At 63.0% G+C, this 23,715-nt stretch carries 19 protein-coding genes; 1 reads left to right on the top strand and 18 read right to left on the bottom strand.

Translation table 11 applies throughout. The features are described from left to right. Positions 1-701 precede the first annotated feature (701 nt). The 12 genes from GST84_14880 to GST84_14825 form a co-directional block, all read right to left on the bottom strand. Positions 702-1,286: a recombinase family protein gene (locus tag GST84_14880; GenBank protein ID XGB13536.1), complete on the bottom strand. Its 585-nt coding sequence runs from the start codon at positions 1,284-1,286 to the stop codon at positions 702-704. 543 nt (positions 1,287-1,829) lie between these two features. After that, positions 1,830-2,048 (bottom strand): hypothetical protein, encoded by a 219-nt coding sequence (locus tag GST84_14875; GenBank protein XGB13535.1) that lies wholly within the window; start codon positions 2,046-2,048, stop codon positions 1,830-1,832. Between the two features lie 179 nt (positions 2,049-2,227). Continuing rightward, a complete protein-coding gene (locus GST84_14870) occupies positions 2,228-2,482 on the bottom strand; it encodes a hypothetical protein (GenBank protein ID XGB13534.1) in 255 nt (84 codons plus the stop codon). 645 nt (positions 2,483-3,127) lie between these two features. After that, complete coding sequence (locus tag GST84_14865) at positions 3,128-4,078, bottom strand: hypothetical protein (protein ID XGB13533.1); 951 nt, start codon at positions 4,076-4,078, stop codon at positions 3,128-3,130. 25 nt (positions 4,079-4,103) lie between these two features. Next, positions 4,104-4,361, bottom strand: coding sequence for a hypothetical protein (locus GST84_14860; GenBank protein ID XGB13532.1), 258 nt, complete (start codon positions 4,359-4,361; stop codon positions 4,104-4,106). Positions 4,362-4,508: 147 nt separating this feature from the next. Further along, positions 4,509-4,934 carry a hypothetical protein gene (locus tag GST84_14855; GenBank protein XGB13531.1) on the bottom strand — a complete coding sequence of 142 codons (426 nt, stop codon included), beginning with the start codon at positions 4,932-4,934 and terminating at the stop codon, positions 4,509-4,511. A 215-nt stretch (positions 4,935-5,149) separates the two neighbouring features. Then, complete coding sequence (locus GST84_14850) at positions 5,150-5,383, bottom strand: hypothetical protein (GenBank protein ID XGB13530.1); 234 nt, start codon at positions 5,381-5,383, stop codon at positions 5,150-5,152. 97 nt (positions 5,384-5,480) lie between these two features. Then, entirely contained in the window at positions 5,481-6,281 is an 801-nt protein-coding gene (locus GST84_14845) for a helix-turn-helix domain-containing protein (GenBank protein XGB13529.1), read from the bottom strand. 287 nt (positions 6,282-6,568) lie between these two features. Next, on the bottom strand, positions 6,569-7,996 hold the full coding sequence (locus tag GST84_14840) for a hypothetical protein (GenBank protein XGB13528.1): 1,428 nt from the start codon (positions 7,994-7,996) through the stop codon (positions 6,569-6,571). Between the two features lie 208 nt (positions 7,997-8,204). Then, the gene (locus GST84_14835) at positions 8,205-8,756 is read right to left on the bottom strand and encodes a YbhB/YbcL family Raf kinase inhibitor-like protein (protein ID XGB13527.1); all 552 of its coding nucleotides are present in this window, start codon (positions 8,754-8,756) and stop codon (positions 8,205-8,207) included. Positions 8,757-8,804: 48 nt separating this feature from the next. Beyond that, entirely contained in the window at positions 8,805-9,113 is a 309-nt protein-coding gene (locus GST84_14830) for a hypothetical protein (protein XGB13526.1), read from the bottom strand. Positions 9,114-9,308: 195 nt separating this feature from the next. Continuing rightward, a complete protein-coding gene (locus GST84_14825) occupies positions 9,309-10,604 on the bottom strand; it encodes an MFS transporter (protein ID XGB13525.1) in 1,296 nt (431 codons plus the stop codon). 427 nt (positions 10,605-11,031) lie between these two features. Between GST84_14825 and GST84_14820 the strand changes: the two genes are divergently transcribed. Beyond that, on the top strand, positions 11,032-11,907 hold the full coding sequence (locus tag GST84_14820) for an AEC family transporter (protein XGB13524.1): 876 nt from the start codon (positions 11,032-11,034) through the stop codon (positions 11,905-11,907). 78 nt (positions 11,908-11,985) lie between these two features. On the opposite strand, the gene GST84_14815 is transcribed toward GST84_14820, so the two are convergent. The 6 genes from GST84_14815 to GST84_14790 all read right to left on the bottom strand — a co-directional run bounded on the left by GST84_14815 (position 11,986) and on the right by GST84_14790 (position 23,713). Beyond that, positions 11,986-14,502 (bottom strand): ATP-binding cassette domain-containing protein, encoded by a 2,517-nt coding sequence (locus GST84_14815; protein ID XGB13523.1) that lies wholly within the window; start codon positions 14,500-14,502, stop codon positions 11,986-11,988. A 167-nt stretch (positions 14,503-14,669) separates the two neighbouring features. Beyond that, positions 14,670-15,755, bottom strand: coding sequence for a type VI secretion system protein TssA (tssA, locus tag GST84_14810; protein XGB13522.1), 1,086 nt, complete (start codon positions 15,753-15,755; stop codon positions 14,670-14,672). 95 nt (positions 15,756-15,850) lie between these two features. Continuing rightward, complete coding sequence (gene hcp / locus GST84_14805) at positions 15,851-16,369, bottom strand: type VI secretion system tube protein Hcp (GenBank protein ID XGB13521.1); 519 nt, start codon at positions 16,367-16,369, stop codon at positions 15,851-15,853. A gap of 143 nt (positions 16,370-16,512) precedes the next feature. Next, a complete protein-coding gene (gene tssM, locus GST84_14800; protein ID XGB13520.1) occupies positions 16,513-19,008 on the bottom strand; it encodes a type VI secretion system membrane subunit TssM in 2,496 nt (831 codons plus the stop codon). Further along, a complete protein-coding gene (tagF, locus tag GST84_14795; GenBank protein ID XGB13519.1) occupies positions 19,005-19,913 on the bottom strand; it encodes a type VI secretion system-associated protein TagF in 909 nt (302 codons plus the stop codon). The genes tssM and tagF overlap by 4 nt, the downstream gene beginning before the upstream one ends. After that, a complete protein-coding gene (locus GST84_14790; GenBank protein ID XGB13518.1) occupies positions 19,910-23,713 on the bottom strand; it encodes an ImcF-like family protein in 3,804 nt (1,267 codons plus the stop codon). Before GST84_14790 ends, tagF begins: the two co-directional genes overlap by 4 nt. Positions 23,714-23,715 lie beyond the last annotated feature (2 nt).

Raw genomic sequence — 23,715 nt, 5'->3', positions numbered from 1 at the left:
ATTGCCACCTGTAGAGGACCGATCGGAGGCGGCAGGCTGGCCCGAGCGGGATTGGCTAAATCGCCAGGCAGAGGTGTTTGCGTAGTAATAAGTGGCGTAGTTCATGAATCTGTCCTCAAAGTGAATCGGTGTTGGTCAAAGGCCTGAAAAGCAAAACCCCCGGTCGGGAAGCCGACCGGGGGTTTGAGTATTCTCATGTTCGGCGGCCCCTCGAAGGTGGACGCCGGGTGGGTATCGGCGCCTAATGGCTAAACCAATACCCAAAGTAATAGTTGGCAGGTGCCACGCAGCCGGCAACGGCCAGCACAGGGCGCAGGCTGCGACCGGTGTGGTTGGCGTGGTTGCGGGTGTGTTTCGGCATGTTGCTCTCCAGTGAATGAGCCCGAGCTTACTTCAGTTCGTGCAGGCCATTCAATGGATGAATTGAATCTTTTGTCTCATACGTGCTGGAAGCCCCGTAAATCAAGGGTTTCAGCCGTATATGAGGCTTCTGCCCACACCGTGCGCATCCGACGTGTGGTACATCCAGAACGCCTCCAGAACTACTCCAGTCGTATTGCTCAGCCCCGGTGCACAGGGGTTTGCTCATCCCACACAAACCCAAGGCTGTACGCTCTGCACTGGCGCGTCCGCATTGCCTCGCCCGGTGCACAGTGGTGCGAGTGTCGGGCGGGGCGTACACGGGCGTTTACGTCATGGCCTCAAGCAGGCGAGCCCGCTACCGCATTCCAATGCCGCTTCACGGTAGCGAGGCTGATACCTAGCGAGGCTGCTGCTGCCGATTGACTCAAGCCTTCCGCCTTTGCTGCCTGAACTTGTGCGGTCGTACCGGTAGCGGCGGGGCGCCCTAGCTTCTTGCCTTGAGCCTTTGCGCGTTCCAGGCCTGCGGCGGTGCGCTCTATGAGCAGATCGCGCTCAAACTCAGCTACGGCACCCAGCACCTGCATGGTCATCTTGCCTGCTGCGCTGGTGAGGTCTACGCCCCCAAGGGCGAGGCAGTGCACCCGGATACCAGCCTGTGCGAGGCTCTCGACGGTCTGGCGTACGTCCATGGCGTTCCGCCCCAGGCGGTCCAGCTTAGTGACTATGAGTACGTCGCCACTCTCCATGCGCTCCAGCAGCTTCTTGAAGCCAGGGCGGTCAGCAGCTTGTGTACTACCCGATACGGTTTCAGTGATTACGCGCTGAGGCTCTACTGCAAAGCCAGCGGACCGTACCTCAAGGATTTGGTTATCGGTCGTCTGCTCTGCGGTACTCACTCGGGCGTACAGGAAGGTGCGGCTCATGGCGAATCCTCAGTGGTGTCATGTAACGTGGTGTCACTGTAGGATTGGCTCATAAAGTCGTCAAGCATGTTTTATGACACCAGTAACGCTACCCGACCAGCGGTGTCATTTAACGGACGATTAATGACCCCTTGAGGTTGGGCGTGACAAGCACGCCCGAGACGCAGCTTACTTCTTCCCTTTGCCGCCTTTACCTCCACCCGTAGGTTTCTTCTTGTCCGTCTCCTTCACCGACTCCCGAGGATTGCGTTTCGCCTTCTCCTCGGTGATGTACTCGCCGGATACCGCATCCCTATATCTCGTTGCCATACCTGCTCCTAGTTCATAAGGCGCCACCACGGCGCCACCACTAAAGCTAGCCCAGACAGGGCGGTTCTCCACCCAGGCGCGGGCACACGCACACGCACGCGGGCAGGGGCACGGGGGCATGCGCGGTTTGACAGTCAGAGGTACCGCCTCGCCTGAGCACAATATTTTTAGGTTGCCAGTGCAGACGGTACACGGCACAGGCCGCGACCAGTTCCGCCGAAAGGGAAGCAGCCGCTAGGCCACTTCCGATTCAGGGTGAATCCCCAGGTGCCGCTCCAGCGCTGCGATCAGCCGCACTTCCTCGGCGTGCTCCAGCAGGATCTCGCGCACGGTCCAGGCGCTGGCGTACTGCATCACCATGTCCCACTTCATGCCGCCACCAATGTCTGTACCTTCCCAATCGACTTGGACGTACACGCTGTAGTTACTGGGCCAAACACAATGGTGGGCCATGCTTCTGTCATACGGCCACATAGGCTCATTCGGTGTGCCAGCCACCACGCTCGGTGCGCCGTTCACCAAGTGCCGTAACCCGCTCGGTGATGTGTCGCTGAGGGTGTATTCCTCATGCCAAGGCTTAATTGCTGGCTTCGCGTACCGGTCCACAGCAGCGGCTGCGCCGCGCCCACGGCTCATACCCGAGCCTCCCGGTGTGCTGCGCGGTGGAGAGCCACAAGAACATCCGCCGCAAGGTATTTCGCACTGTCCAGGGTCACAAGGTAAGTGCCGGTATTGGTGGCGCCGCCTGCAACATCACCCGCCTCACGCTTGCGGGTGCCGTAGTTTCCGTTCCACCGCTTCCAGCGCAGCCCAGAGGGTGAGTCCAGGTCGAGGTAGAACGCCTCCTGCATTGCTGCCAGGACGGGCTTAGTGATCTTCGCTTTCATAATTCCTCCAGGCCCGCCCAGAGGGCAGACATCAATGTTTGTTCAGTTTCAGATTCGATACGGCTTGGGCTACTGTGCGGACGCACACGGCTAGGTCTCGGTCTTGCTGGAGCAGCGGGGTCATAGCCGCTCGGGCTTGGGCAGGATCACCGGACAGCAGCGCATCAACCGCCAGCATCAACGGCTCGGTGTCGAGTACCACGCTGCCTGTCCGGAGGACGCGGCCCCCTGCCAGGGCGTACAGCCCCACGGCGATGCTTCCCAGGCGGGACAGGGTGTGCGCTTGGTCTTGCAGGCGCTGGGCACGGAGGTGCCGCTGCTGCCAGTTCTCCGAGGCCGCTTCATCGGTTGGGATGTAAACGGTGCCTACGCCGGGTACAGGCTTGAACACCCGCTCAGGGCGCTGGACAGCGCAGCCACGACACGCAAGATTCCGGGTGTACCTATCGTTCCCGCCGCATTCCGAGCACCGCCAATCGGCATCTGTGAAGGTCCTGGCGCCCGACATAACAGCTTCGTACCGGGCAGGCTTTAGGCGGCGCATACTGTCGAGTCGCCCCTGATAACCGGGATAGCCCAGACGCATGCGATCAAGGTCGGCTTGGGTTGGGTGCTGCCCACGCCGGAGCGCGGGCCTCTCAGCGGTCACACTGCACCCCGCAACTCATCAGCGAACACCACGCCGGTATAGGGAGCTGGCTTAGCGGCTTCCGACCGAGTGAGCATTACGTGGGCGCGGGCAGCGGCTGCGCGGGCTTTGCCCTTCGCAGATGCTTGGATAGGCAGCCACTGCTGATCGACGTACACGCTCAGCACCCAGCCTTCATCAGGCTGCACGTCCAAGCTGTAGCTGCACCAGCCCGCTGCGTTCTTCCCGGCCTCGAATGTCACAGCGCCACGGGTGTGGCAGGCACTGGCCCAGGCTTCGGCTAGGGCGCGCCAATCGGTGCCACGCCCCTTGGCAAGGGCCGACACATCAACCTTATCTCCGGCAAGGTTCTGCGCCATCCCGCAGCGGTTGGAGTCCACCAGCTCCAGCAGGAACTTGAATTCATCCTCGGTCAGGTGTCCGGCAGCCTGGATAGCTGCCACCTCACCCTGTACGGCGGTCAGAACTTGGCCTTGCCATTCGGCGTGAGCGTCCTGAGCTGCAAGGCTCTCGCGTGCAAGCAGGTCGCGGAATCGGTTGCCAATCAGGCTGTCAACGGCATGGGCAGCGAACACCCGCAAGGCGTACCGCAGATCATCGGCGGTCTTGATATGTTCGCCCACGGCCTCGTGCAAGGCTCGGCTCAATCGACTGCCGTTGCCGCGCAGCAGACCGGATACCTGCTCAGTGGCAGGCACGCCGCTTACGTGGTACTGGCGAGCGGGCAGGGCTGTAGTGCTGTGAATACCGGCGATGCTATCGGCCTGCGCCAGCAGCGAATCCAGGTCGGGCAGGGTGACGGCTAGCGCCACGGGGGCGACGGTGGGCAGCGCCAGGATTTCACCCAGGCTCGGCTCATCGGGGGCCAGGGGGGCCAGCAGGTCAGAGTCGGACAGGCCAGCAAGCACAGCGAGGTGTGCGGCGGATGGGGCAGCGAAATCAGTCATTGGTCATCTCCTTAATTGGCTCGGGTTACTCGTTCGGCATTGCGCGGTACAGGTCGGCGTACTCTTGCCCAGCCGCCTGCGACTCGGCATCCACGCCGGAGTTTTTGAAGTAGTAAGCGGCCAGGGCAATATCACCGCGGGTCAGTTCTTTACCCTCAAGCAGCTGGACAATCTCTTGTTCGTAACGCGCCTTCACAGATGGGCGTGCGCCGCTGCGCAGGTGCGAGGTGAGGAACGCAAGGCGCTCACGGTCCTGGTAGTTCAGGCTGGTTTTCTTAGCCATGATTTAGGCTCCTATGGTTGATCTAGAAAGGTCTCGGACTAGGCCGAAATCGCGGTATCGGCCCACGTAATACGCGGTCTGTAGAGGTGCAAAATTGGTGACTGGTACATATGCCTCAATCACCACTTTCATGCGCTGGGAAGGGCCTTACAGGCGCTGTGCGTGCCGGTCGAGGTACGCCCTAGCGACGGCAGTGCCGCATTGGAATTGCTCGTGCAGGTCGTGAGCATCCGCGCCAGGGTTCTCGTTGATGAAGGCGGCGATTACCGCAGCGCGGTCAACGGGCTCAGCCGGGGTTGGCTCTCGATACCGATGGTTCAGGTTGTCGGTGCGGGGCTTTGCTAGGCCCTTGCGGGAGCCGGTGATGAAGTCGAGGACAGCCGCGCTTCGGGCAGCGATCTCGCCAAGGTCAGGGCAAAGGCCGGGGTTCTTCTTGATCCAGCCGTAGTAAGAATCAACCGCCCTGCCGTTCGCTGGGATGAACCGAACGGCGTCAGTGTCGGTGGGAGTGGTGCTGGTTGCGATTACGCGGTGCACGAGATTGGATGCTCGGTGGATGGTCAGATAATTCATGCAGTCCTCCTTGAGGTTGAACCGCAGGCACGGGCGAGCGCAGCCGGGCACCGGGTGGTGGGCTGTCGCTGGGCTGGGTTCAGATTTGTACGGTCAGCCGGAAGGCTGTCGGGAATAGGTGCTGGCGCCCAGCGAAGGAGGGGCGCCGTCGCCAGCGGCTACAGCACGGCGACCAAACCGGCTATAGCGGGGAAATCAGCCGAACGGCGTCGGCGTTACTCGTCGTCGTCGAGGTGTGTGCCGTCGTTGTACCGGCGCAGCCAGTACGCTTCGGGCGTTTCATACGGGACTTCGAGCCAACGTTGGACATCAGCCAGGGGCACCTCCAAGGCCTCGGCTATCTCGACTGGGGAACTGCCCTCGTGCGCCATACGCCGGGCAAGGAAGTCCAGGTACAGTTCAGAATCGTCGATGATGATGGTGCCGTCGGGTAGGGTGATCGTGGTCATGGTGGTTCCGGGCAGGGTGTAAGTAGGTACGTAGTACCTTTAGAGTTTTGCTCAATTCTTGGGGTGCCAAAGGGTGCCACGTATGACACCCCATCAATCAAGCGGCCTTGATCCAGTTGCGGACTGTGGACTGACTGCGACCAATACGGGCCGCAATCGCCTTGTAACCCAGTCCGCCCGCGTGCAGTCGCTGGGCCTCAGCTCGCGGATCAATGCCAGCATCTTCTACGGCATGGCGTACTTCTACAGCGGCCAACCGTGCCTCCAGTTCGGCAATTCGACGGGCATGGTCTGCTTCGCTTTGTTCAAGTCGGGCCAGTCTGGCTTGTGTCTTCATGTTCACCGCAATTCCCTCAAGGCTACCGGACAGGGTGTCATTTGCCATTCTCATGTACTCGCGCTTGCCTTCCGTCTGGATCATCCGCTTCGCATTCTGGTGCTCGGCATGCTTCTGGAGTGCCTTCTTTACCTTGCGACGGGCACCAGTCTTGCCGCTGATCCGGGCCACTTCGTCGGCAGGCACGCCGGCATCGAGCAGCGCAGCACGGGGCAGCACTCCGCCTTCAGCGTCAATCACCAGCAGCACGGCGGCATCAACGGTGGATTGGCTGGCGCGGTATCGGCCAGTGTGCTCAGCAGCACACGCTCGGTAGAAATCTTGCTCAGCGCGCTTCAGTGCCAGGAACTTCTCGCGGGACTTGCTCGCCGCCTTGCCGTTCACAGCACTCCAGGTGTCAGCGGCTACCCGGTACGCCGGGACCTGCTGGTACGCGCCCGAATCAATCTCGGCCCCGGAATCCCATCTAGCCCACCAGAGGCGCTGTACATCACTTAGCCCGGCAGCAGGGTCTTCAAACATCGGCCCCAGGTCATCCAGGGTCAGTGATAAATCGGTCATTGGTCGTCTCCTACTGTTCGTCAGCCCTCCATCAGGCTATTTGCGAGCGGGACCGCATCCTGTGCTGTCATCCCTCCCTGTACACTAAGTGCAGTTCTATTGCTTCACAGGCTGGAATCCCCTTGGTAGACGGCTTCGAGCCGCAACCCACTGGTGCCGGGCTTTCCCCGCCTGCTGGGGCGAATCCAATTTCTTCACCAACCCGCCGCGCCTTACTTCCTCTAGAGAGTGTCATTCTATTCAGAGGCTCTATCTCAAGGATTTCAGAGGTGCAGTTCCGCGCAGGATTACCCCGGCAGGAACTTCCGAACCTTCGCCAGCAATTCGCGGGGACGGTCCAGGGGTTGGCTGCCGCCATAGATGCTCGTGGCCTTCGACCCGGCAGGGGCATGCCCAAGGATGCCGCCCACTTCCTCTGTGGTGGCGCCAACCGCTCGAAGCAAATCCGCGCACGAATGCCGCTGGCTGTACAAGGTGAGAGTAGGGGTGTCGCCCAGGAAGCGCCGGAACACGCGAGAGAGCTGGTGAACCCGAAGTCGCACACGCTTATTCCGGGCAGCGCGAGAGCAGTCCGGTGCAAGGTCGAGTCCGGCCAGCACTGCCTTGAACAACGGCTTATCGTCAGGGTGCACAGGCAGATCACGCCGTGATGCAGCGTTCTTTCCGCCGCTCAGCGCAGCTCTGAACACAAGTTCCCGCTTGCCCAGGATATCGACGCGCTCGCACAGCGCGGTGGGGCCTTCCTGTAGCAGTTCTCCAGGGCGCAGCCCATACCGGGCAAGGAGAATTGCAGCAGGGTAGTGCGCTGGCACTTGCTCTTTGATGGCCTTGTGGATTTCAAGCATCTGCTCAAGTGGAATCGGGTCGCGCTGGTCTTTGCTCATTCCAGCGCCTGCCCGTACTGCTTTGGCCACTGAGCCGGTCTTGGGCAGGGCCAGTCCGCCCCAACCGGGCAGGCGTTTCAGGACTGTCACCAACGCTGCGGCATCGACATGCACCGACGATGCGCGGCCACCTGCGGCCAGCTTCTCCGCGCAGTGCTGCATAATCCGCTCTAGCTGGGCATCGGCGGTGCTGGGCCACGTGAGGACACGTGAGGCGAGTCCTCGCACCTTGCTGGCGCGACCAGGGCTCACTCCGGTGCAGTACTCAGCCAGTACTTCCTCAAACTCTCCAGCGGTATGACTGCCGTCTTCTAGTGGCCGACTCGTCTTTGGAGGCGGGGCAGGAAGGCGGTCGGTTTGAACCGGCATCGGATCACCCGCTAGCACACGCTCCACTGCATTCAAAGCAGTTTTCGCCACCAATGGGTGCATCTGCACGCCAGGAGGCATTTTGCCTTGTACGTGCGCCCGTAGAGCTATCTGCTGGGTCTCAGCCTCAGCTTGCCACCCCGGCCTCTGCATCCTTTCTACGAGGTCTAGCGTAACGGTGCGCACCACAGAATCCAGGCTGGCTAGTACATCAGCGGCAGTTTGCTGCCCCGGCGCTGGGCTGGTGGTGCCCTCAGCTTTACGGGGTTCGCTCCACGCCAGGGCCTCCTCGCAAATTCGATCGAATTCGACAGACAGAACCCGTGACAGCTTCAAGGCCTCGGTGCGGTCGGCAGTGCCTAGGGCCTTTCGGTACTCAGATCGACCAATCAGGCTAGCTACGTCGCTGGGAAATCTTCTGCGGTAGCTGTACCTGCCGTCGCGGCGGGATAGGTAGGACATGCTGGTGGCTCCGGGGCACGTGGCACAGGCACGAGTACGCTGCACAGGGCAAAGAAACGTGCATGAGCAGGGGCGCGTGTGTCACAAGGGAACACGCTGTAAGGCCCTGAATATAGGGCCCCGGAGACCGAATCGCTACAGCAGTGTGTCACGCTGCTTCAATGGATAAATGCTATGGGGCTGATCATTTGTTTTTGTACTGACTGGTTCAATGGCCGTATCGCCCGACCAGGCTTTGAGCCCCCAGCGCGTGGCCTTGAAGCAGTTGTAGCAGGCCGCTGCGATCCAGCCCCTCAGGCAAGGTACCCAAAGGCAGGTCGGTGGCAATCAGGGTCAGTGCGTAATGATGAGGGTTGTCGCCGGCGGGTGGGCAGGGGCCTCGGTAGCTGAGGGTACCGCGGGAGTTGCGGCCCACTGTCACGGATGGCCCGCTCAGCCCTGCCGTGCCTGCCTTGAGCCCATCCTGTTCGGGGTCGATGTTGTAGGCGATCCAGTGCACCACACCAACGCCCTTGCCACCGTCCGGGTCGAACATGATCAGGGCCAGCGACCGCGTACCTGCGGGCAAGTTGTCCCAGCTCAGTTGCGGGGTCCGCTCTTCGCCGGCGCCGCATGCCGGGTCCTGGCCGACCTGTTGCAGGGCGATGACGCCGCCATCGGTGAATGACGAGGAACTGATCGACATCGCGCCTTGGTTGCCTGCGCCAGCTAAAGCAGTGCACGGCAGCAAAGCAGCGAACAGCCAGTGTTTGAGGTGCATGGTCAATCCTGGTCAGGGCGTCAGGGCTCAGTTTAGTCCAGGTCGGCTTCAGCGGCTGTCCTGGTCCTCGGCAGTGCCGCCGCTGGCACCGGCACCAGAGCCAGTGCCTTCGCCGGTATTGTTGGAGCCGCCAGCGGCACCGTCGGCGGCATCGGTGTTGCTGCCTGTGTCACTGCTGTCGTTACCTTTGCCGCTGCCGGGGCTGTTGACGCTGCTGCCTTCACCGACGGTCTTGCCGCCAGAGTGGTCGGTTTGCGGATGGCTGTCGGTATGGGTGTCGGTGGCGGCGAAGGCAGTGCCGGTGAGGCTGCTCAGGGCGAGCGCCAGGCACAGGGATAGCGGGCGAATGCGGATCATGGGACTTCTCCTTTGCGGATGATCAGTCATTCGTTTGGCTGGCGGCAGCTGGCGGGGTGCCTTCTGGGCGACGAGTGGCAATTTCTGGGGGCTGTATATCCCTGTCACACCCAAGGCCGCCCGCAGAAGGAAATGTAATCTTCTGTGGGAACGGCCTGGTACCGCGATTGGGCCGCAGTGCGGCCCCTGCAATCATCAGGATGCTGAGTGCTGTGCGGGCGCCGGGGTTTCGACTGGCTCCAGCGGCGGATGCTCCTGCGCTGCATGCATCAGGTCTTCGGTCACCCGCAGCTCGGCGCCAGTTGGCGAGAAGGTGGTCGACGCGGTGAACGGGGCAGGGTGCTCTGCTGCCGGGCGTTTGCCACGGCGCCACATGAAGAAGCACACCATGGTCAGGTTGACCACGGCAAACGCCCAGAACAACCCGGCCTCACCAAACTCGGTCATCATCGGTGAAATGGCCACCGGGGCCATGGCCGAACCCAGCGAGTTGATCAGTAGCAGGCCCTGAATCATCGGTACCAGCGCATCGGAAGGCGCGCGGTCGGCCGCATGGCTGACCGCCACCGGGTACAGCGTGAACACGCCGCCACCCAACAGGAACAGCATGGCCGGCAGCAGGAACGAGTCCGATGGCAGGAACACCGTTACAAGCGACAGGACAACGCACAACGCGGCAAGCGCGAGCAGCACATCGAGGCGGTCCTTGCGGTCGGACCAGCGCCCGACCGGGTATTGCAGCAGCATCGCGCCGAGGATGACCCAGGCCATCATGTTGCCAACTTCACCCACCTCCAGGCCGATGCGCTGCAAGTACAGTGGCAGCAGCGCATAGATGCCGGCAATCGCCACGCCCGAGCCGAAGCAGCCGACCAGGCCCGACGGTGCCACGCCCAGTAACTGGCGGGGCTTGAGGGGTTCGACCTGGTCCAGCAGCGGCGACACCCGCGGCAGGATCACGATCGGTAGCACCGACAGGGCGGCCAGCACGCCGGCCAGCATGAACGGGGCGGTATCGCCTAGCTGGGTGATTTCGCCAAGGCCGGCCTGGGCGATTACCCCGGCGCCGTAGAAGGCGATCATGTACAGCGCCAGCAGGCGGCCACGAATCTTTGCGTCACCGGCCAGCAGCAGCCAGCTCTCGATCACCAGAAACACGCCGACTGCCGCCCAGCCATTGATCAGGCGCAGCACCGACCACCAGGTGACCTCGTAGAACAACCCTTGCAGCAGGATGGTGACGGCAATCAGCGAGGCGAAGCTGGTATAGGCGCGGATGTGGCCAATGCGCAGGATCAGCCGGTCGTTGAAGATGGCACCGAGGGTCAGGCCGATGAAGTAGGTCGACGAGACGATACCGATGGTGGTGGCAGACTCACCGGCGGCGCCCAGGCGCAGGGTGGTCAGGGAAGACATGAAGCCGTTGCCCAGGGCGATGATGAACAGCCCGAGCAGGGGCGCCAGCGCCATGGCCAGCAAACGCGGAGACATACGTACCTCTAGTTGGATGAGCGGAATGAGCACCTTCTCGGCGCGCACACCGGCTCGACCCGGCAAGGGGCGAGTGGCGACACGGATGCGACCTGGGCAAGACTCAACCGCTGGGCGTTATGGGAGATGGGCCGGGCGGGGAGGGTTGAGCCTACTTCACATGTGCGTTCATGTGTTCAGGCGCTGACTCTGTCATTGCTGCTGGTTGCCACCGTTCAAGGCGACGGGCGAAAAGGAAGCGGGATTCTACGGGCTTGGACGCTTTTGCCAAGGGGTATGGGTGTGCGACGAGACGCCGCAGTCTCAGCGCGACATGAACATGTCTTCCACAGACATTTCAGATGGCTGCTCCTGCGTGCGGTGAGATCGGCACGGCAATCTTGCAGAGTGCTGCATAATGCTGACCCCCCCACCAAGGAAGGCCTCCATGTTCGCGTCGCTGTTCGCAGTCCTGGCTCCGGTTTTCATCGTCGCCGGAATTGGCTTTGCCTGGGCCCGCAAGGGCCTGGATTACCCCACCGATTTCATCGCCCGGGTGGTGATGACCGTCGGCACACCTTCGCTGGTGCTGTCCACCCTCAGTCGTACCGAGCTGAACCCGAATGCCTTTACCAGCATGGCCGTGGCCTGCTTGCTGTGCACCTTGGGGATGGCCTTGGCCGCTTTGCTGGTGTGTCGCGCGTCGGGCATGCACTGGCGGGTACTGCTACCGGCGTTCATGTTCCCTAATACAGGCAACATGGGCCTGCCGATCAGTCTGTATGCCTTCGGTGAGCATGGCCTGGCCCTGGCTGTGGCGTTTTTCCTGACCCTGTCCATCGTGCAGTTCACCATCGGCATGGCCATTTCCGGCACGGCGGCTTCGCTCAAGGCGCTGCTGCGCAACCCTATCGTCATCAGCCTGGCCGGCGCCATGCCCATCATCTTTCTCGATTTCGAACTGCCGCGTTGGCTGGCCAACACCGTAGACCTGCTGGGCGGCATGACCATCCCGCTCATGCTGCTGACCTTGGGGGTATCACTGGCCAGCATTCGCCTGCGTCACGTGGGCAGCGGCATGTTGCTGGGCGGTTTGCGCATTGGCCTGGGCGCTGCGGTGGGCTGGGCAGTGGGCGCGGTATTGGATATGGACAGCCTGGAGCGTGCGGTGCTGGTGGTGCAGTCGGCGATGCCGGTGGCCGTGTTCAACTACCTGATGGCGGTGCGGGCCAACCGTGAGCCAGAGCAGGTGGCGAACCTGGTGATGTGTTCTACGGTGCTGTCGTTTGCCTGGTTGCCGGTGGTGCTGGCCTGGTGGATGTAGGCCATTGGCAACGACAGCAATTTCCGTTGAGTCAATGCGCGCTAGTCGGCGGCCCAGCAACCTGGCAATGCGCAGGGGTCACAAGGCCTTGGCCAGGAACGCCGCCGTGCGGCTGTCGGTACATGCCGCCACCACCTGCGGCGTGCCACTGACCACCACCTTGCCCCCGGCATCGCCAGCCCCCGGCCCGATATCGATCACCCAGTCGCTCTGCGCCACCACTCGCATGTCATGCTCGACCACCACCACGCTATGCCCGCTTTCTACCAGGCGGTTCAGCTGTACCAGCAGCCGGTCGATGTCCTGCGGGTGCAAGCCGTTGGTGGGTTCATCTAGCACATACAGGGTTGCCCCGCGGGCCATGCGCTGCAGTTCGGTCGCCAGCTTGATGCGCTGCGCTTCGCCACCGGACAGCTCGGTGGCTGGCTGGCCCAGACGCAAGTAGCCCAGGCCGATATCCTGTAGCACTTGCAGGCAACGGCGTGCAGGCGGTTGTTCGGCAAAAACCTGCAGGGCCTGGTCGACGGTCAACTGCAGCACTTGCGCGATGTTCATGCCTTGCCAGCTCACCGCCAGGGTTTCGGGGTTGTAGCGGGCACCCTGGCAGGTCGGGCAGGGCGCATACACGCTGGGCATGAACAGCAGCTCGACGCTGACGAAACCCTCACCCTCGCAGTTGGCGCACCGGCCCTTGGCAACGTTGAACGAAAAGCGCCCGGCGTCGAAGCCCTGTGCCTTGGCCTGCTCGGTAGCCGCGAACAGTTTGCGCACGTGGTCGAACAGGCCAGTGTAGGTGGCCAGGTTGGAGCGCGGCGTGCGGCCGATCGGCTTCTGGTCAACTTGCACCAGCCGCTTGATGCTGCCAAGCCCGGCGCTTACGTGGCCGCTGCTGGTCTGTTCAGGTTCATCTTCCAGGCTTTGCGCTTCGGGCTCGCTACGTTGCTCGGCATGGCCCAGGTGTGCCCCTACCAGTTCCAGCAGGGCCTGGCTGACCAGGCTGGATTTACCCGAGCCGGAAATACCGGTAACGGCGGTAAAGCAGCCCAGCGGGAATGCAGCGCTCAGGTTATCGAGGTTATTGCGGGTGATGCCTTCGAGCTTCAGCCAGTCGCGGGCCTGGCGGGGGGCGCGTGTGGCCTGGGCCGGGGCACTGAACAGGTAGGTGCGGGTGCATGACTGCTGGACCTCGGCCAGGCCGGCAGGCGGCCCGCTGTAGAGGATGGTGCCGCCGTGCTCGCCGGCAGCTGGCCCTACATCCACCAGCCAGTCGGCGCGGTGCATGGTGTCCAGGTCATGCTCCACCACATACACCGAGTTGCCAGCCTGTTTCAGGCGCTGCAAGGCTTCGAACAGCGCTTCACTGTCAGCCGGGTGCAAGCCGGCCGACGGCTCGTCGAGCACGTAGACCACCCCGAACAGCTGCGAATTCAGCTGCGTGGCCAGGCGCAGGCGTTGCAGTTCACCGGAAGACAAGGTTGGGGTGCTGCGCTCCAGGGCCAGGTAACCAAGGCCGAGGTCAAGCAGCGTGTCAATGCGTTCGAGCAGCTCGTTGGCGATGCGTTGGGCCGCCAGGCGTTTTTCCAGTGTCAGTTCGTCCTGCTGCTGGGTCAGGTAGTCAGCTGCCGCCACCTTGCGGAACACCTCGGCCAGCGCCTGCAACGACAGGTGCGACAGTTCGGCGATGTCCAGCCCGGCGAAGGTCACGGCCAGCGCTTCGCGCTTCAGGCGTTTGCCTTGGCACAGCGGGCAAGGGCTGGGGCGCATGTACTGGGCCACACGCTTGCGCATCTGCGCGCTCTGCGAGTGCATGAAGGTATGCAGCACGTAACGTCGGGCACCCATGAACGTGCCTTGATAGCTGGGCTCCAGTTTGCGCTTGAGGGCTTCGCGGGTCTGCGCCGGGGTCAGGCCGGCATACACGGGGGCGGTGGGCGTCTCTTCAGTGAACAGGATCCAGTCGCGCTGTGCCTGGGGCAGGTCGCGCCAAGGGATATCGACGTCATAGCCCAGCGTGACCAGGATGTCGCGCAGGTTTTGCCCTTGCCAGGCCATTGGCCACGCTGCTACCGCACGCTCACGGATGGTCAGCGAAGGGTCGGGGACCATGGTCGCTTCGGTCACCTCGTAGACACGCCCCAGGCCATGGCATTGCGGGCAAGCGCCCTGGGGCGTGTTCGGAGAAAAGTCTTCGGCGTACAGCATCGCTTGCCCGGCCGGGTAATGGCCTGCGCGGGAGTAAAGCATGCGGATCGAACTGGACAAGGTGGTCACGCTACCCACCGAGGAGCGTGCACTCGGCGTGCCGCGTTGCTGCTGCAGGGCCACCGCCGGCGGCAAGCCATCGATGGCATCGACATCCGGCACGCCAACCTGGTCGATCAGGCGCCGGGCATAGGGCGCCACCGATTCGAAATAGCGACGCTGGGCTTCGGCATACAGCGTGGAGAACGCCAACGAGGACTTGCCCGAGCCGGACACGCCGGTGAACACCACCAAGGCATCGCGGGGGATATCGACATCAATGTTCTTCAGGTTGTGCTCGCGGGCGCCACGGACGCGGATGAAACCGCTTGGGGTGGTTGGGCTTGGTGGCATGAAGCAGTCCTTGTCTGAAGCTGAGCAGGGCGCTCAAGTTAACAGCAATTGCAGCGCCCTTGCGTGGGCAACAGTCAAGGGACCTGCCCGATGGAGCCGGTGGGGGGGCAGGGAGCCGGCTGTCTTCGCCTTACCTGACGTTCGTCTCAAGGCTTTTATTGCAGACCCTAGCGGGTGCCCAGCACATCGCGGATGTTGTCCACCACGTTGTTGTCCTTGATCACGTCACTCAACCAGCCTTCCAACGGCATGTTGCCCCACTTGATCGCACGTTCGATCAGGTAGGGTACCGGGCTTTGCGGTTCGCTCTGTTTGAAGTACTGGGCGATGCCCGCAAGCATGGTGAATGCCTCGTCGCGGGTCAGCGGGGTTGTGCGCAGGGCTGCAGGCGCGGTCGTCGGGGGCGTGGCATTCATCGGTTCACCTGCTTCGTGGAGGTTGGCGCCCGTGGCCTGTGGCTGTGCTTCCTCCGGGATGGCGGGGTGTAGCTCTACGCCGCGGTCCTTGAGCAGTTTTTCCGCCAGCTGGCTGGCACGCGAAAGCATGTCGGCAAGGCTGGCAAAGCTGGGCGCCTCGTGGCCGAACAGGCGGTCGGCGCTGGCCTGCAGGCGTTTGCATGCATTCAGGCTGGTAGCGATCTGCTGGGCCTTGGCGCGCAGGTAATCGGTATCGGTAAGCGCTACCGAACGCTGGAAGATCTCGGCGTTGATCTTGCCTTCGTTCAGCGCTGTCTGCATCGCCTTGGGGTTTTGCAAGGCGAGGTTTTCTACATGGCGTGATTCGTCATAGCGCAACACGCCAAAATTCTGCCCCTGGATAATGGGCAAGCCACCGGCAATGTCGGTGAGCGTGGTCTTCAACCAGGACAGTCGCGCCGCGCGCTCGTCCAGGCCGTCTTCGAGGGTGGGGTACAGCGTTTCCCAGAACGCAACCAGGAGCTGTTCGGTCAGCTCGAGGCCAAAGGTGATGCCTTCGAAGTGTTCGCGCTGGGCCAGCCCCTCGCAGAGCCAGGCCACCAGCATCAGGTCTTTGCTTTGCTGCGCAAGCCCTTGAGCCGACAGGTTGATCACCTGCTCCCAGTCGGCAGTCTTCAGGTCGGTTTGCCAGTCGCCCTGGGTCAGGTAGTCAGGGTCCGCCCGGCGTGCCTCCTTGATCTGGTCGAACAAGGCAGAGAAGCTCAAGTCTTCACCACTGCCACCCTCGATAGGGGCGACCAGTGTGGCCAGCGAGAGGTCATTGAGAATTTCAGGCATAGAACACTCTGGACATGGCTAATGAACAGCGCGCCAGAAAACCCGGCGCGCTGCGGAACACAGGCCGCCGAAGCGGCCCATGGTCTGGCACGTGCTTAGGCAAACACTTTGTTCGCGGTGCGGTCCCAGCCACCGACGATGTTGCCGCCGGCCTGGCCGTCGGTGCGGTTCTGCTGGGTGTAGGTGGTCTTGATGCGGGCAAAGTTGAAGCTGATTTCTTCAACCGGCAGGTCGCTGACCGCCTTGTCTTCACCATTCTGGTTGCCACCGGCAACAAACTTGACCGAAGAGACCACCACTTCTTCCATGTCGATGGTCAGGTAGGTGACCTTGTCGCCACCGGCGCGGTTCACGTTCAGCTTCAGCTTGGCAATGTGCTTGCCGGTGCAGCAGTGTTCGAACAGTTTGGCCGATGCCTTGTCGACTGCCTTGCGGATCTTGAAGTCGCTCAGGGCAACGCGCTCGGAGGACGCACCGCCCGAGGAGCTGGCGGTTGCCGACGTAGCCTGGGTGGCGCCGTACTCGTAGCCCAGCACTTCGATCCAGTCCTTGTGTTTTTCATCCAGTACTTCGCCTGGGATGCCGTCGATTTGGATATACGCGTCAAATGCCATTGTGAAACTCTCCATTAACAACATGTAAAGGGTTGCTCATGCGCCCCTTGGTTTTGACCTCGCCGGGCGCGCCGGCAGAGGTAGCTTGCCGCCGCCCGGGCCTCATCCTGTGAGGCCCCGGCGACCGGTTATTGCGGCGTGGCTCAGTTAAGCCCACGCACTTCGATTTCCACCCGGCGGTTGGGCTCCAGGCACTTGATCAACTGCGTTCGCGGTTGTTGCATGTCGCAGTTGACCAACGGTTTGCGGCTGCCTTCGCCCTGCGCGACCATCAGTTCGGCAGGTACGCCCTTGCCAACCAGATAGGTGCGGATGGTTTGTGCCCGTTGTTTCGAAACCTGCAGGTTGCCCTGCCTGTCACCCAGTTGGTCGGCGTGCCCCGAGATGATGATCTTGCCGATATTCGGGGTGTTCAGCAGCTTGCTGGCAATTGCGCTCAGCTGACTCTGGCCTTCGTTTTTCAGGCTCTGGAAGTCGGCGCGGCCGAAGGCGAACAAGGTGTCGGATTCCAGCGTGATGGTCTCGATCGCACGCAGTGACTGGGCCCGCAGGCTGTCGATGTAGTTGCGCGAACTGGACATCAGGAAGGCGTTGTCGAGGATGCGCGGTACATCTGGCTCACGGATCTGGTCGCTATAGAACGTGATCTGGCGGCTGGCATACAGGTAGTCCTGGTTACTGCCGGCCTCGCTGCCGGCGGCGGCCATGCTCTTGCCGGTATGACGGGCGATGGCCGGGTACCAGTAGTCCGGCAGGTGCGCCTTGAGAAACGCCGGGTCGGCATGCTCGCGCTGGCCCGGAGAAAGCATCACGTAAGTGTCCAGGGCCGCCTTTCCGAAATTGGCGATCGACTGGGCGCGGTTGTCATGGGGCAGCGCCTCGGCCTCTACGCTGTCAATGCCGCTCACTGGCTGCAGCTCACGGGTGTTGCGCTGGTAGACCTTGAGCGTGGTCAGCAGGTACAGGGTGCGGGTCAGATTATCGGCCGTGGGCTTTAGCATCACATTCTGCAAGGTGGCGAAGTAGCGGTCGCGCAGCAGCGGCTCGACCTCATGGCCCTGGTACAGGCCCAGGCGCATGCTGAGGGGCACGCCCTTTGAGTGGTGTTGCTCATGGTAGTGAGCAGCCCAGAAGCGCAAGCGGTCGAGGCTTCGCCAGGCGGTGTACTGGCCGCTGGCCGCCTGGTCGTCGGCCTTGGCCTGGGCCAGTTCGCTGGCAATGCTGGCCAGGGTGGCGCGGTTGTTCAGGTACGACCAGCCCCACAGGCTGCACAGCACCAGTGCCGCCAGGCCGGCAGCGCCCACCCACCCGGCCTTGCGCCGGCGTTCACGGTGGTTGCTGGTGTACAGCGCCACCAAATGCTGGTCGGGAATGATCACTTTGCGGAACAGGCTGTTGATGAACAGCGGCGCCGCGTGGCTGCCGGCAGTGCCCGTGCCTTCTGCGTGTTCAAGCGCGAAGCGTTCGGCCACATGCTGGCCGTGGCAGCCCCACTGAGTTTCGTCGGCCTGCAACGCTGCGGTGAAATAGAAGCCGCGCAGCATTTCGGCATTCTGGTAAGGGTTGGCGCGCAGCAGGCTGTCGACGAACTGATGCAGGCGCGGCTTGAGCGCGGCCAGCTCCAGCGGGAAGCGGTAGGCTGCGTTGTTCTGCCGAGTGACTTGTATGTCCTGCTGCACCAGCTGCTGGCTCGCCATCTGCCCCCAGTAACGGGTCAGCTCGTCCATCGCATTGCCGAAGCGCTGGCCCCAGTCGGCTTGCTCGAAACCCTTGTGAGAGAAGGTTTTACCCATCACTTCACCACGCGCGGCATCGTCCAGCTGGCGATAGAACGCGGTGAAACCAGGGATCAGGTCGCACTTGGTGAAAACCAGGTAGATTGGCAGGCGCACTTCTAGTAGCGCGCAGCTTTCCTGAATGCGTTCGCGCAGCCGCTTGGCCACGCGTTCCTGCTCTTCGACCGGGCCATGCAGGATATCGGCGATGCTGACGCTGACGATCAAACCGTTGAGCGGGCGGCGCTGGCGGTGCTGGCGCAGCAGTTGCAAAAAGCCGCGCCACTTGCCGGCTTCTTCGGGGCTGTTCATGTAGCGCCCGGCAGTGTCCAGCAGTACCGCCTCAGAGCTGAAGAACCAGTCGCAGTTGCGCGTGCCGCCCAGGCCCGCGACCCGCGCGCCTTCGCGCTCGGCATAGGGGAAGTTCAGGCCCGACTGCAGGATCATTGTGCTCTTGCCGGCGGCCGGCTGGCCAATGACCAGGTACCAGGGCAGGGCATACAGTGCATCCTTGGTCGAGGTACCGCGCGGCTTGTTGCTGTGCAGCCGCTCGATGCCCTGTAGCAGGCGCTCGCGCAACAGGCTGACCTCTTCCCGGTCGGCTGGGGCTGCACTGAGTACGGCCTGGTCGGCGTCGTCGCGCAGCAGGCCTTCCAGGTTGTGGTGCTGACCCACTCCGCGGTACAGCAGCAGTACATAGCCCGCCGACAGCAGCAGAAACACGCCGATGCCGGCCAGCAGGCTGTGCAGCGAGGCGAAGCCGAAGGCTCGGCCGATGGCCCAGACCAGGAAGATCGCCAGGAAGAACGCCACGCCCAGCAGGTAGGGTTGGTAGCGCAGGCAGTAGTACTTGAGCTTGTTCATACAGGCGTCGCATCCAGTGCATCGACGAACTGGTCGATGACATGTTCAAGGGGGCGGTCGTAATCGTGCAGCCGAGGCACCATCGTCAGTGGGCTGAGCAACTCCAGGTGCTGGCGCGGGTCGGCACAGCCACTGAGCAGGCGGTAGGCACAGTTGGCGTGGCGCGCCGGGAAGCTGTACAGCTGCGGGTGCATGAAGTCGTCGGCCAACAGGCTCACCGCCGGCAACTCTCGGTGCCCGCTCATGCGGCTCAGCCAGGTCAGCCAGAGATCGGCCGTGGGGTTTTTAAGGCCACGTTCGGCCGGCAACGGCAATTCGATGCCGCCTGCAAAGTCGCCCTGCAGCGAAGCACGGCCGAGCTGCAGGTGGGCGAGGGCAGTGGCGCTGTCGAAACCTGGCCAGGACCCGTGCAGTGCGCGGGCCACATCCGCGAAGCTGAAATCATGCAGGAACTTGGCGTGCACCCGGCGGAACAGGTCCAGATCCTGGCCCTGCAGCGGGCGCAAGGCCTTGATCCGTTCGAACAGGCTGGTGCAGTCGGCGCCTTGCACAGCCTGGTGCAGCATCGGTTTGATCTGTGCGCTGAACAGCTCGCCAAGCGTGAACGGGTTGACCAGTACACTGCTGTCTTCGAGCTTGAGCAGCTGGAAGATGAAGAACGGGTAGCGCCGCTGGCTGGCATCGCGCGAGCTGAGCAGGCCACCCAGTAGCCAGTTGCCGTTGCGTGCGCGGTAGGTGAAAAAACACATCGGCAGCGCGTCGAACAACGCTTGCCAGTCATCGCGGTAGCGCATGGCTGCCAGCGATGACTGCAACCAGGCGTCGAACTCGCAGACTTCTTCCGCCGCCCCATGAAGGCTGACGAAATCTGCGCTCGACGGTAGCTTGCCGAAGCAACCGATCATTGCGCCCCCCTGCTGTTGAGGGCGCTCAGGGCCTTGACGTCAGCCAGATCGGTCAGCTTGACCCCACCGAAATTGCGCACGATAAGGCTTACGCGGCCATTGGCGGTGTTCCAGCTGAAACGTTGCTGAATGCCGTCCAGGTCGTCGACGCGAGCGCTCTCGTTCATGCGCAGCAGGCCCCAGCGCCCCGGGAAGTCGAACACGGTGACCCGTGTGCCGCTCAGGGTGACGACGTCAAGGCGCGCGCCCGGCGCGTTGCTGGTGCCCGGCCAGGCGAAGCGGTTCCAACTGCTGCGGCCGTTGCGGTAGTGCTGCTCCTGGCCATCGAGGGTGAAGACGATGTCGGTGAAGTTGGCTGAAGGCTCCAGCATGATTTCGAAGCCGTTGTCACGGTCCGACAGGCTGGCGATCACCTGGCCCACGGAGCTGGCCTTGTCGATGCTGTTGAGCATGCCAGGGTTGACCAGTGCTGGCCCCTTGCTATCGCCCACGCCCAATCCTTCACCGCCGGCCAGATTGCCGATTTCGTTGCGCTTGAAGGCCGGCAGCAGGCCGCTGTCGGGATCCACGAAGCGCTGCAGGTCTTTCACCGAAGCCTCGTTGCGGCTGCTGCCGGCAATCGGGTAACGGTGTGCCATGACCTGCTCCCAGGGCTTGGCGATCTGCTGCGCCCAGGCCTTGGCGATCTGCTGGCCGGCCGGGTCGCGCAGGGTCGCCCAGGCATACTGGATGGGCAGGCTGAACAGCCCCTGCAGCGAGCGCGACAGGCCATCCTGGCTGGTGTCGACGCTGCTCTCCACGTAGTTGCGCACGGTGGTGATCTCGCTCGGCTGGCCTTCCAGGGTCTCGCTGATCAACTGTTTGCTGCTCTTGCCCACATCCTGCGAGCGCTGGATGTTGTTCAGGCGCACCTTGAGTTTGCGCAAGGCGGCCAGGTAGCGGTCCATGATGGTGCTGTCGGCGCCTTCGGCGTTGTTCTCGGCGAACACCCGCGCCACCGGCTCGAAGCGCTTGGCCAGGCTACCGTCGTCCACCGCCGGCAGGGCCGGGGCAACGTTGGCGGGCAGGGTGTCGTTAGCGTCGAACAGACCGGTGACCTTGCTCCAGAAACCATCGTCGCGGGTGGTGCCGGGGGCCGGGATGGCTTGCTTGAGCGGCAGGTCCCACTGGGTATTGTCGTTGACCGCCTGCAGCAGGTTCTTCACTGGCGAGTTCTGCACGTCGCTCAGCAGCCCCAATTGCCGGGTCGCCGAAGCCAGGTCGGCGAAGTGGCGCACGCCAACGCTGCTGACCATCTTGTACCAGGCCTGGGTGTAGTCGCGCTTGTAGCGGGCCATGAACTCGCGCACGAAGTTGGCCTTCTGCACGATGGCATCGCCGCCTTCGCCGTCCAGCACCCAGTCCGACTCGTTGCGCAGGTTGCCCGACACCAGCTTGATCAGCTCGGGCTTGACGAAGGTGTCCCAGCCCTGGCGGGTGTAGATCGCCGGCACGCCAGCGGTTCCATACAGCAGCGCGCGGCCCGGTTGCGGGACCAGGTCGTTGAGGTTCAGCGCCGGGAACTGTCGGCTCGACTCGAGCTGCAGGCGCAGGTACTCGCGGTCGACCAGCGAGCTGGAGATCATGAACGACTTAAGGTTCTGCCGGGTTTCGTTGATCAGCTGTTCGTTGCGCGGCAACGACGGCGCTTGGCCCTGCTCCAGCAACTGCACGTACAGCGGGGCATTTTCCGCGATCACGCCAGCGTCGGCCGGGGTGCCTTCGGCGGCGGCGCTGGCCCAGGCCTGGGGCAGGCTGGCAGCGACGAAGGCCGGGTCTGGATGGGCCTTGGGCTCGGTCAGCAACAGGTACAGCTTGAGGGTGTTGTAGGCCTCGATGATCGAGGCCACCTGTTGCTCGTCCAGGCGCCCGAGCATTTCTTCGGACAGTGACAGCCCACCGGTGGCGGCGGACAGCTCGGCGCCATCGCTGGCAGTGGCCAGGTTGACCTTGGCGGCATAGGCGCCAGCGCGGGTGTTGCCCAGCGCGGCCTGGGCCCTGGCCGCAATGGCAGGAGCAAGCGGCTTGCCATTGCGCTTTTTCGGCTGCGGGGCCGGGGTGAATTCCAGCTCCTGATTGATACCGTTGGCGAAGGTGTTGAACGCCCGCATCTGCACTTGCAGGTTGCGTGCGATCGGTTCCAGCGCCTGGCTGCGCAGCTGCGCCAGATAGGCGCTGCGGGTCACCTGGTGAATCGCCTCGCCCTGGTACAGGCCGCCACCCAGCTGCAGGGGTACACCCTGCAGGCGATGGGCCTCGACGTTGGCCATCTGTTCACGCAGCACTTCCAGGCCCTTGCCTGCGGCCAGCTGCTGCTCGCGGTCTGCTGCCTGCTCGATGTGCGCCAGCTGCCCGCGCAGGTTGTCCAGCCACTGGCGGTTATTGGCGAACGACAGCGCTTGCCAACCGATGAACAGCAACCCGGTGGCGGCGGCCAGGCCCAGTAGCAGCGGGCTGAACGCAGCCTGGCGGCCCAGGCGCGACTGGTAAAGGATCAGGTCGCGGTCGGGGAAGATCACCTGGCGGAAGGTGTCGGTGATGAAGTAGCTGCGGTTGCCCAGGGGCTTGTCGACGTGACCGGCCTGCTCATCGTAGGCGGCCTGCAGGGCGAATTCGTCGGCGACGACATCTTCATAGACCTGCCCCAGCTGCTGCCCGGTCTGCAGTGCACTGGTGAAGTACAGGCCACGTAGCAGCAGCGGGGCACCGCCGCGATGGCCGCGGGTGAAGTGGTCGAGGAATTGCTCGAGCACACCGCTGAGGGCGGCGAAGTACTGCGGGAAATTCAGCAAGGTGCTGTCGGCTTCGGCACCGAGGGCGATCATCTGCGCGTCGACGTGCTGGCGAATATGAGCCTGCAGCTTCTTCAGGCGCGTCTGCAGCACGGCGTGCAGGCCGTTGGTGCGGATTTCCGAAAGCCCAAAGGTCATGCCCAGCGGCTGTTGGCGATCGTGCAGGTCGAGGCCGTCGAACGCCTGGCTAAAGCCCGGCAACTGGTCGGTCTTGCTCAGCATCAGGTAAACCGGGGGGTTGGCATCGAGGCATTCGGCGTATTCTTCCACCCGCGCCACCAGCTGGGCCGCCAGGGCATTGCGCTCATCGCTGTTGGCTGCCAGCAGTTCGGGCAGGCTGACCACCAGGACCAGGCCATTGATCGCCGCTTTGCCACGCTGCTTACGCAGCATGCGCAGAAAGGCCGAGAATTCGCTGGCCGACTGGTCGTCGCGCAGGTAGCGCCCGGCGGTGTCGATCATCACGGCGTCGGGGCTGAAGTACCAGTCGCAGTGCTGGGTGCCGCTTTCACTGTCGTTGGCCGTAGCGATGCTGGCCGACAGGCCGGAATGGGTCAGCAGCGAGGTCTTGCCGGCCGCCGACATGCCGACCACCAGGTACCAGGGCAGGTCAGACAGCGCCGCCTTGCCGCCGCCACCCGCGGAGCGGTCGGTGCGTAGCATGGCGATGGCGTGCTTCAGGCGCTCACGCAGCACCTGCTGGTCACGGAACTCGCCCGTGGCATTCCACGAGCGGTCGACCTCGATCTGTAGCAGGTTCTCCAGGTTGTGTTCGGCGCGAATGCGCTGGTATTGACGCAGCACGATTACCAGCAGGAAGCAGGCACTGATGATCGCCAGCGCTTCAGGCACGTGATGACGCAGCCACGGCACCAGCGGCGCGGCCAGCCAGCAAATCAACAGGCTAGCCAGCCACAGCAATGGCAGCAGCACCCAGAAACTTTTCAACAGACGCAGTAATGTTTTCATGT

The sequence above is a fragment of the Pseudomonas putida genome (assembly GCA_041879295.1).
GTDB lineage: Bacteria > Pseudomonadota > Gammaproteobacteria > Pseudomonadales > Pseudomonadaceae > Aquipseudomonas > Aquipseudomonas putida_Y.
This window is presented reverse-complemented; position numbering and strand designations above follow the sequence as displayed.

What these genes read in the sequence shown, in the direction of transcription:
- GST84_14880 (XGB13536.1), bottom strand. Translation starts at nt 1,286, where the DNA reads ATGAGCCGCACCTTCCTGTACGCCCGAGTGAGTACCGCAGAGCAGACG.
- GST84_14875 (XGB13535.1), bottom strand. Translation starts at nt 2,048, where the DNA reads ATGGCCCACCATTGTGTTTGGCCCAGTAACTACAGCGTGTACGTCCAA.
- GST84_14870 (XGB13534.1), bottom strand. Translation starts at nt 2,482, where the DNA reads ATGAAAGCGAAGATCACTAAGCCCGTCCTGGCAGCAATGCAGGAGGCG.
- GST84_14865 (XGB13533.1), bottom strand. Translation starts at nt 4,078, where the DNA reads ATGACTGATTTCGCTGCCCCATCCGCCGCACACCTCGCTGTGCTTGCT.
- GST84_14860 (XGB13532.1), bottom strand. Translation starts at nt 4,361, where the DNA reads ATGGCTAAGAAAACCAGCCTGAACTACCAGGACCGTGAGCGCCTTGCG.
- GST84_14855 (XGB13531.1), bottom strand. Translation starts at nt 4,934, where the DNA reads ATGAATTATCTGACCATCCACCGAGCATCCAATCTCGTGCACCGCGTA.
- GST84_14850 (XGB13530.1), bottom strand. Translation starts at nt 5,383, where the DNA reads ATGACCACGATCACCCTACCCGACGGCACCATCATCATCGACGATTCT.
- GST84_14845 (XGB13529.1), bottom strand. Translation starts at nt 6,281, where the DNA reads ATGACCGATTTATCACTGACCCTGGATGACCTGGGGCCGATGTTTGAA.
- GST84_14840 (XGB13528.1), bottom strand. Translation starts at nt 7,996, where the DNA reads ATGTCCTACCTATCCCGCCGCGACGGCAGGTACAGCTACCGCAGAAGA.
- GST84_14835 (XGB13527.1), bottom strand. Translation starts at nt 8,756, where the DNA reads ATGCACCTCAAACACTGGCTGTTCGCTGCTTTGCTGCCGTGCACTGCT.
- GST84_14830 (XGB13526.1), bottom strand. Translation starts at nt 9,113, where the DNA reads ATGATCCGCATTCGCCCGCTATCCCTGTGCCTGGCGCTCGCCCTGAGC.
- GST84_14825 (XGB13525.1), bottom strand. Translation starts at nt 10,604, where the DNA reads ATGTCTCCGCGTTTGCTGGCCATGGCGCTGGCGCCCCTGCTCGGGCTG.
- GST84_14820 (XGB13524.1), top strand. Translation starts at nt 11,032, where the DNA reads ATGTTCGCGTCGCTGTTCGCAGTCCTGGCTCCGGTTTTCATCGTCGCC.
- GST84_14815 (XGB13523.1), bottom strand. Translation starts at nt 14,502, where the DNA reads ATGCCACCAAGCCCAACCACCCCAAGCGGTTTCATCCGCGTCCGTGGC.
- tssA (XGB13522.1), bottom strand. Translation starts at nt 15,755, where the DNA reads ATGCCTGAAATTCTCAATGACCTCTCGCTGGCCACACTGGTCGCCCCT.
- hcp (XGB13521.1), bottom strand. Translation starts at nt 16,369, where the DNA reads ATGGCATTTGACGCGTATATCCAAATCGACGGCATCCCAGGCGAAGTA.
- tssM (XGB13520.1), bottom strand. Translation starts at nt 19,008, where the DNA reads ATGAACAAGCTCAAGTACTACTGCCTGCGCTACCAACCCTACCTGCTG.
- tagF (XGB13519.1), bottom strand. Translation starts at nt 19,913, where the DNA reads ATGATCGGTTGCTTCGGCAAGCTACCGTCGAGCGCAGATTTCGTCAGC.
- GST84_14790 (XGB13518.1), bottom strand. Translation starts at nt 23,713, where the DNA reads ATGAAAACATTACTGCGTCTGTTGAAAAGTTTCTGGGTGCTGCTGCCA.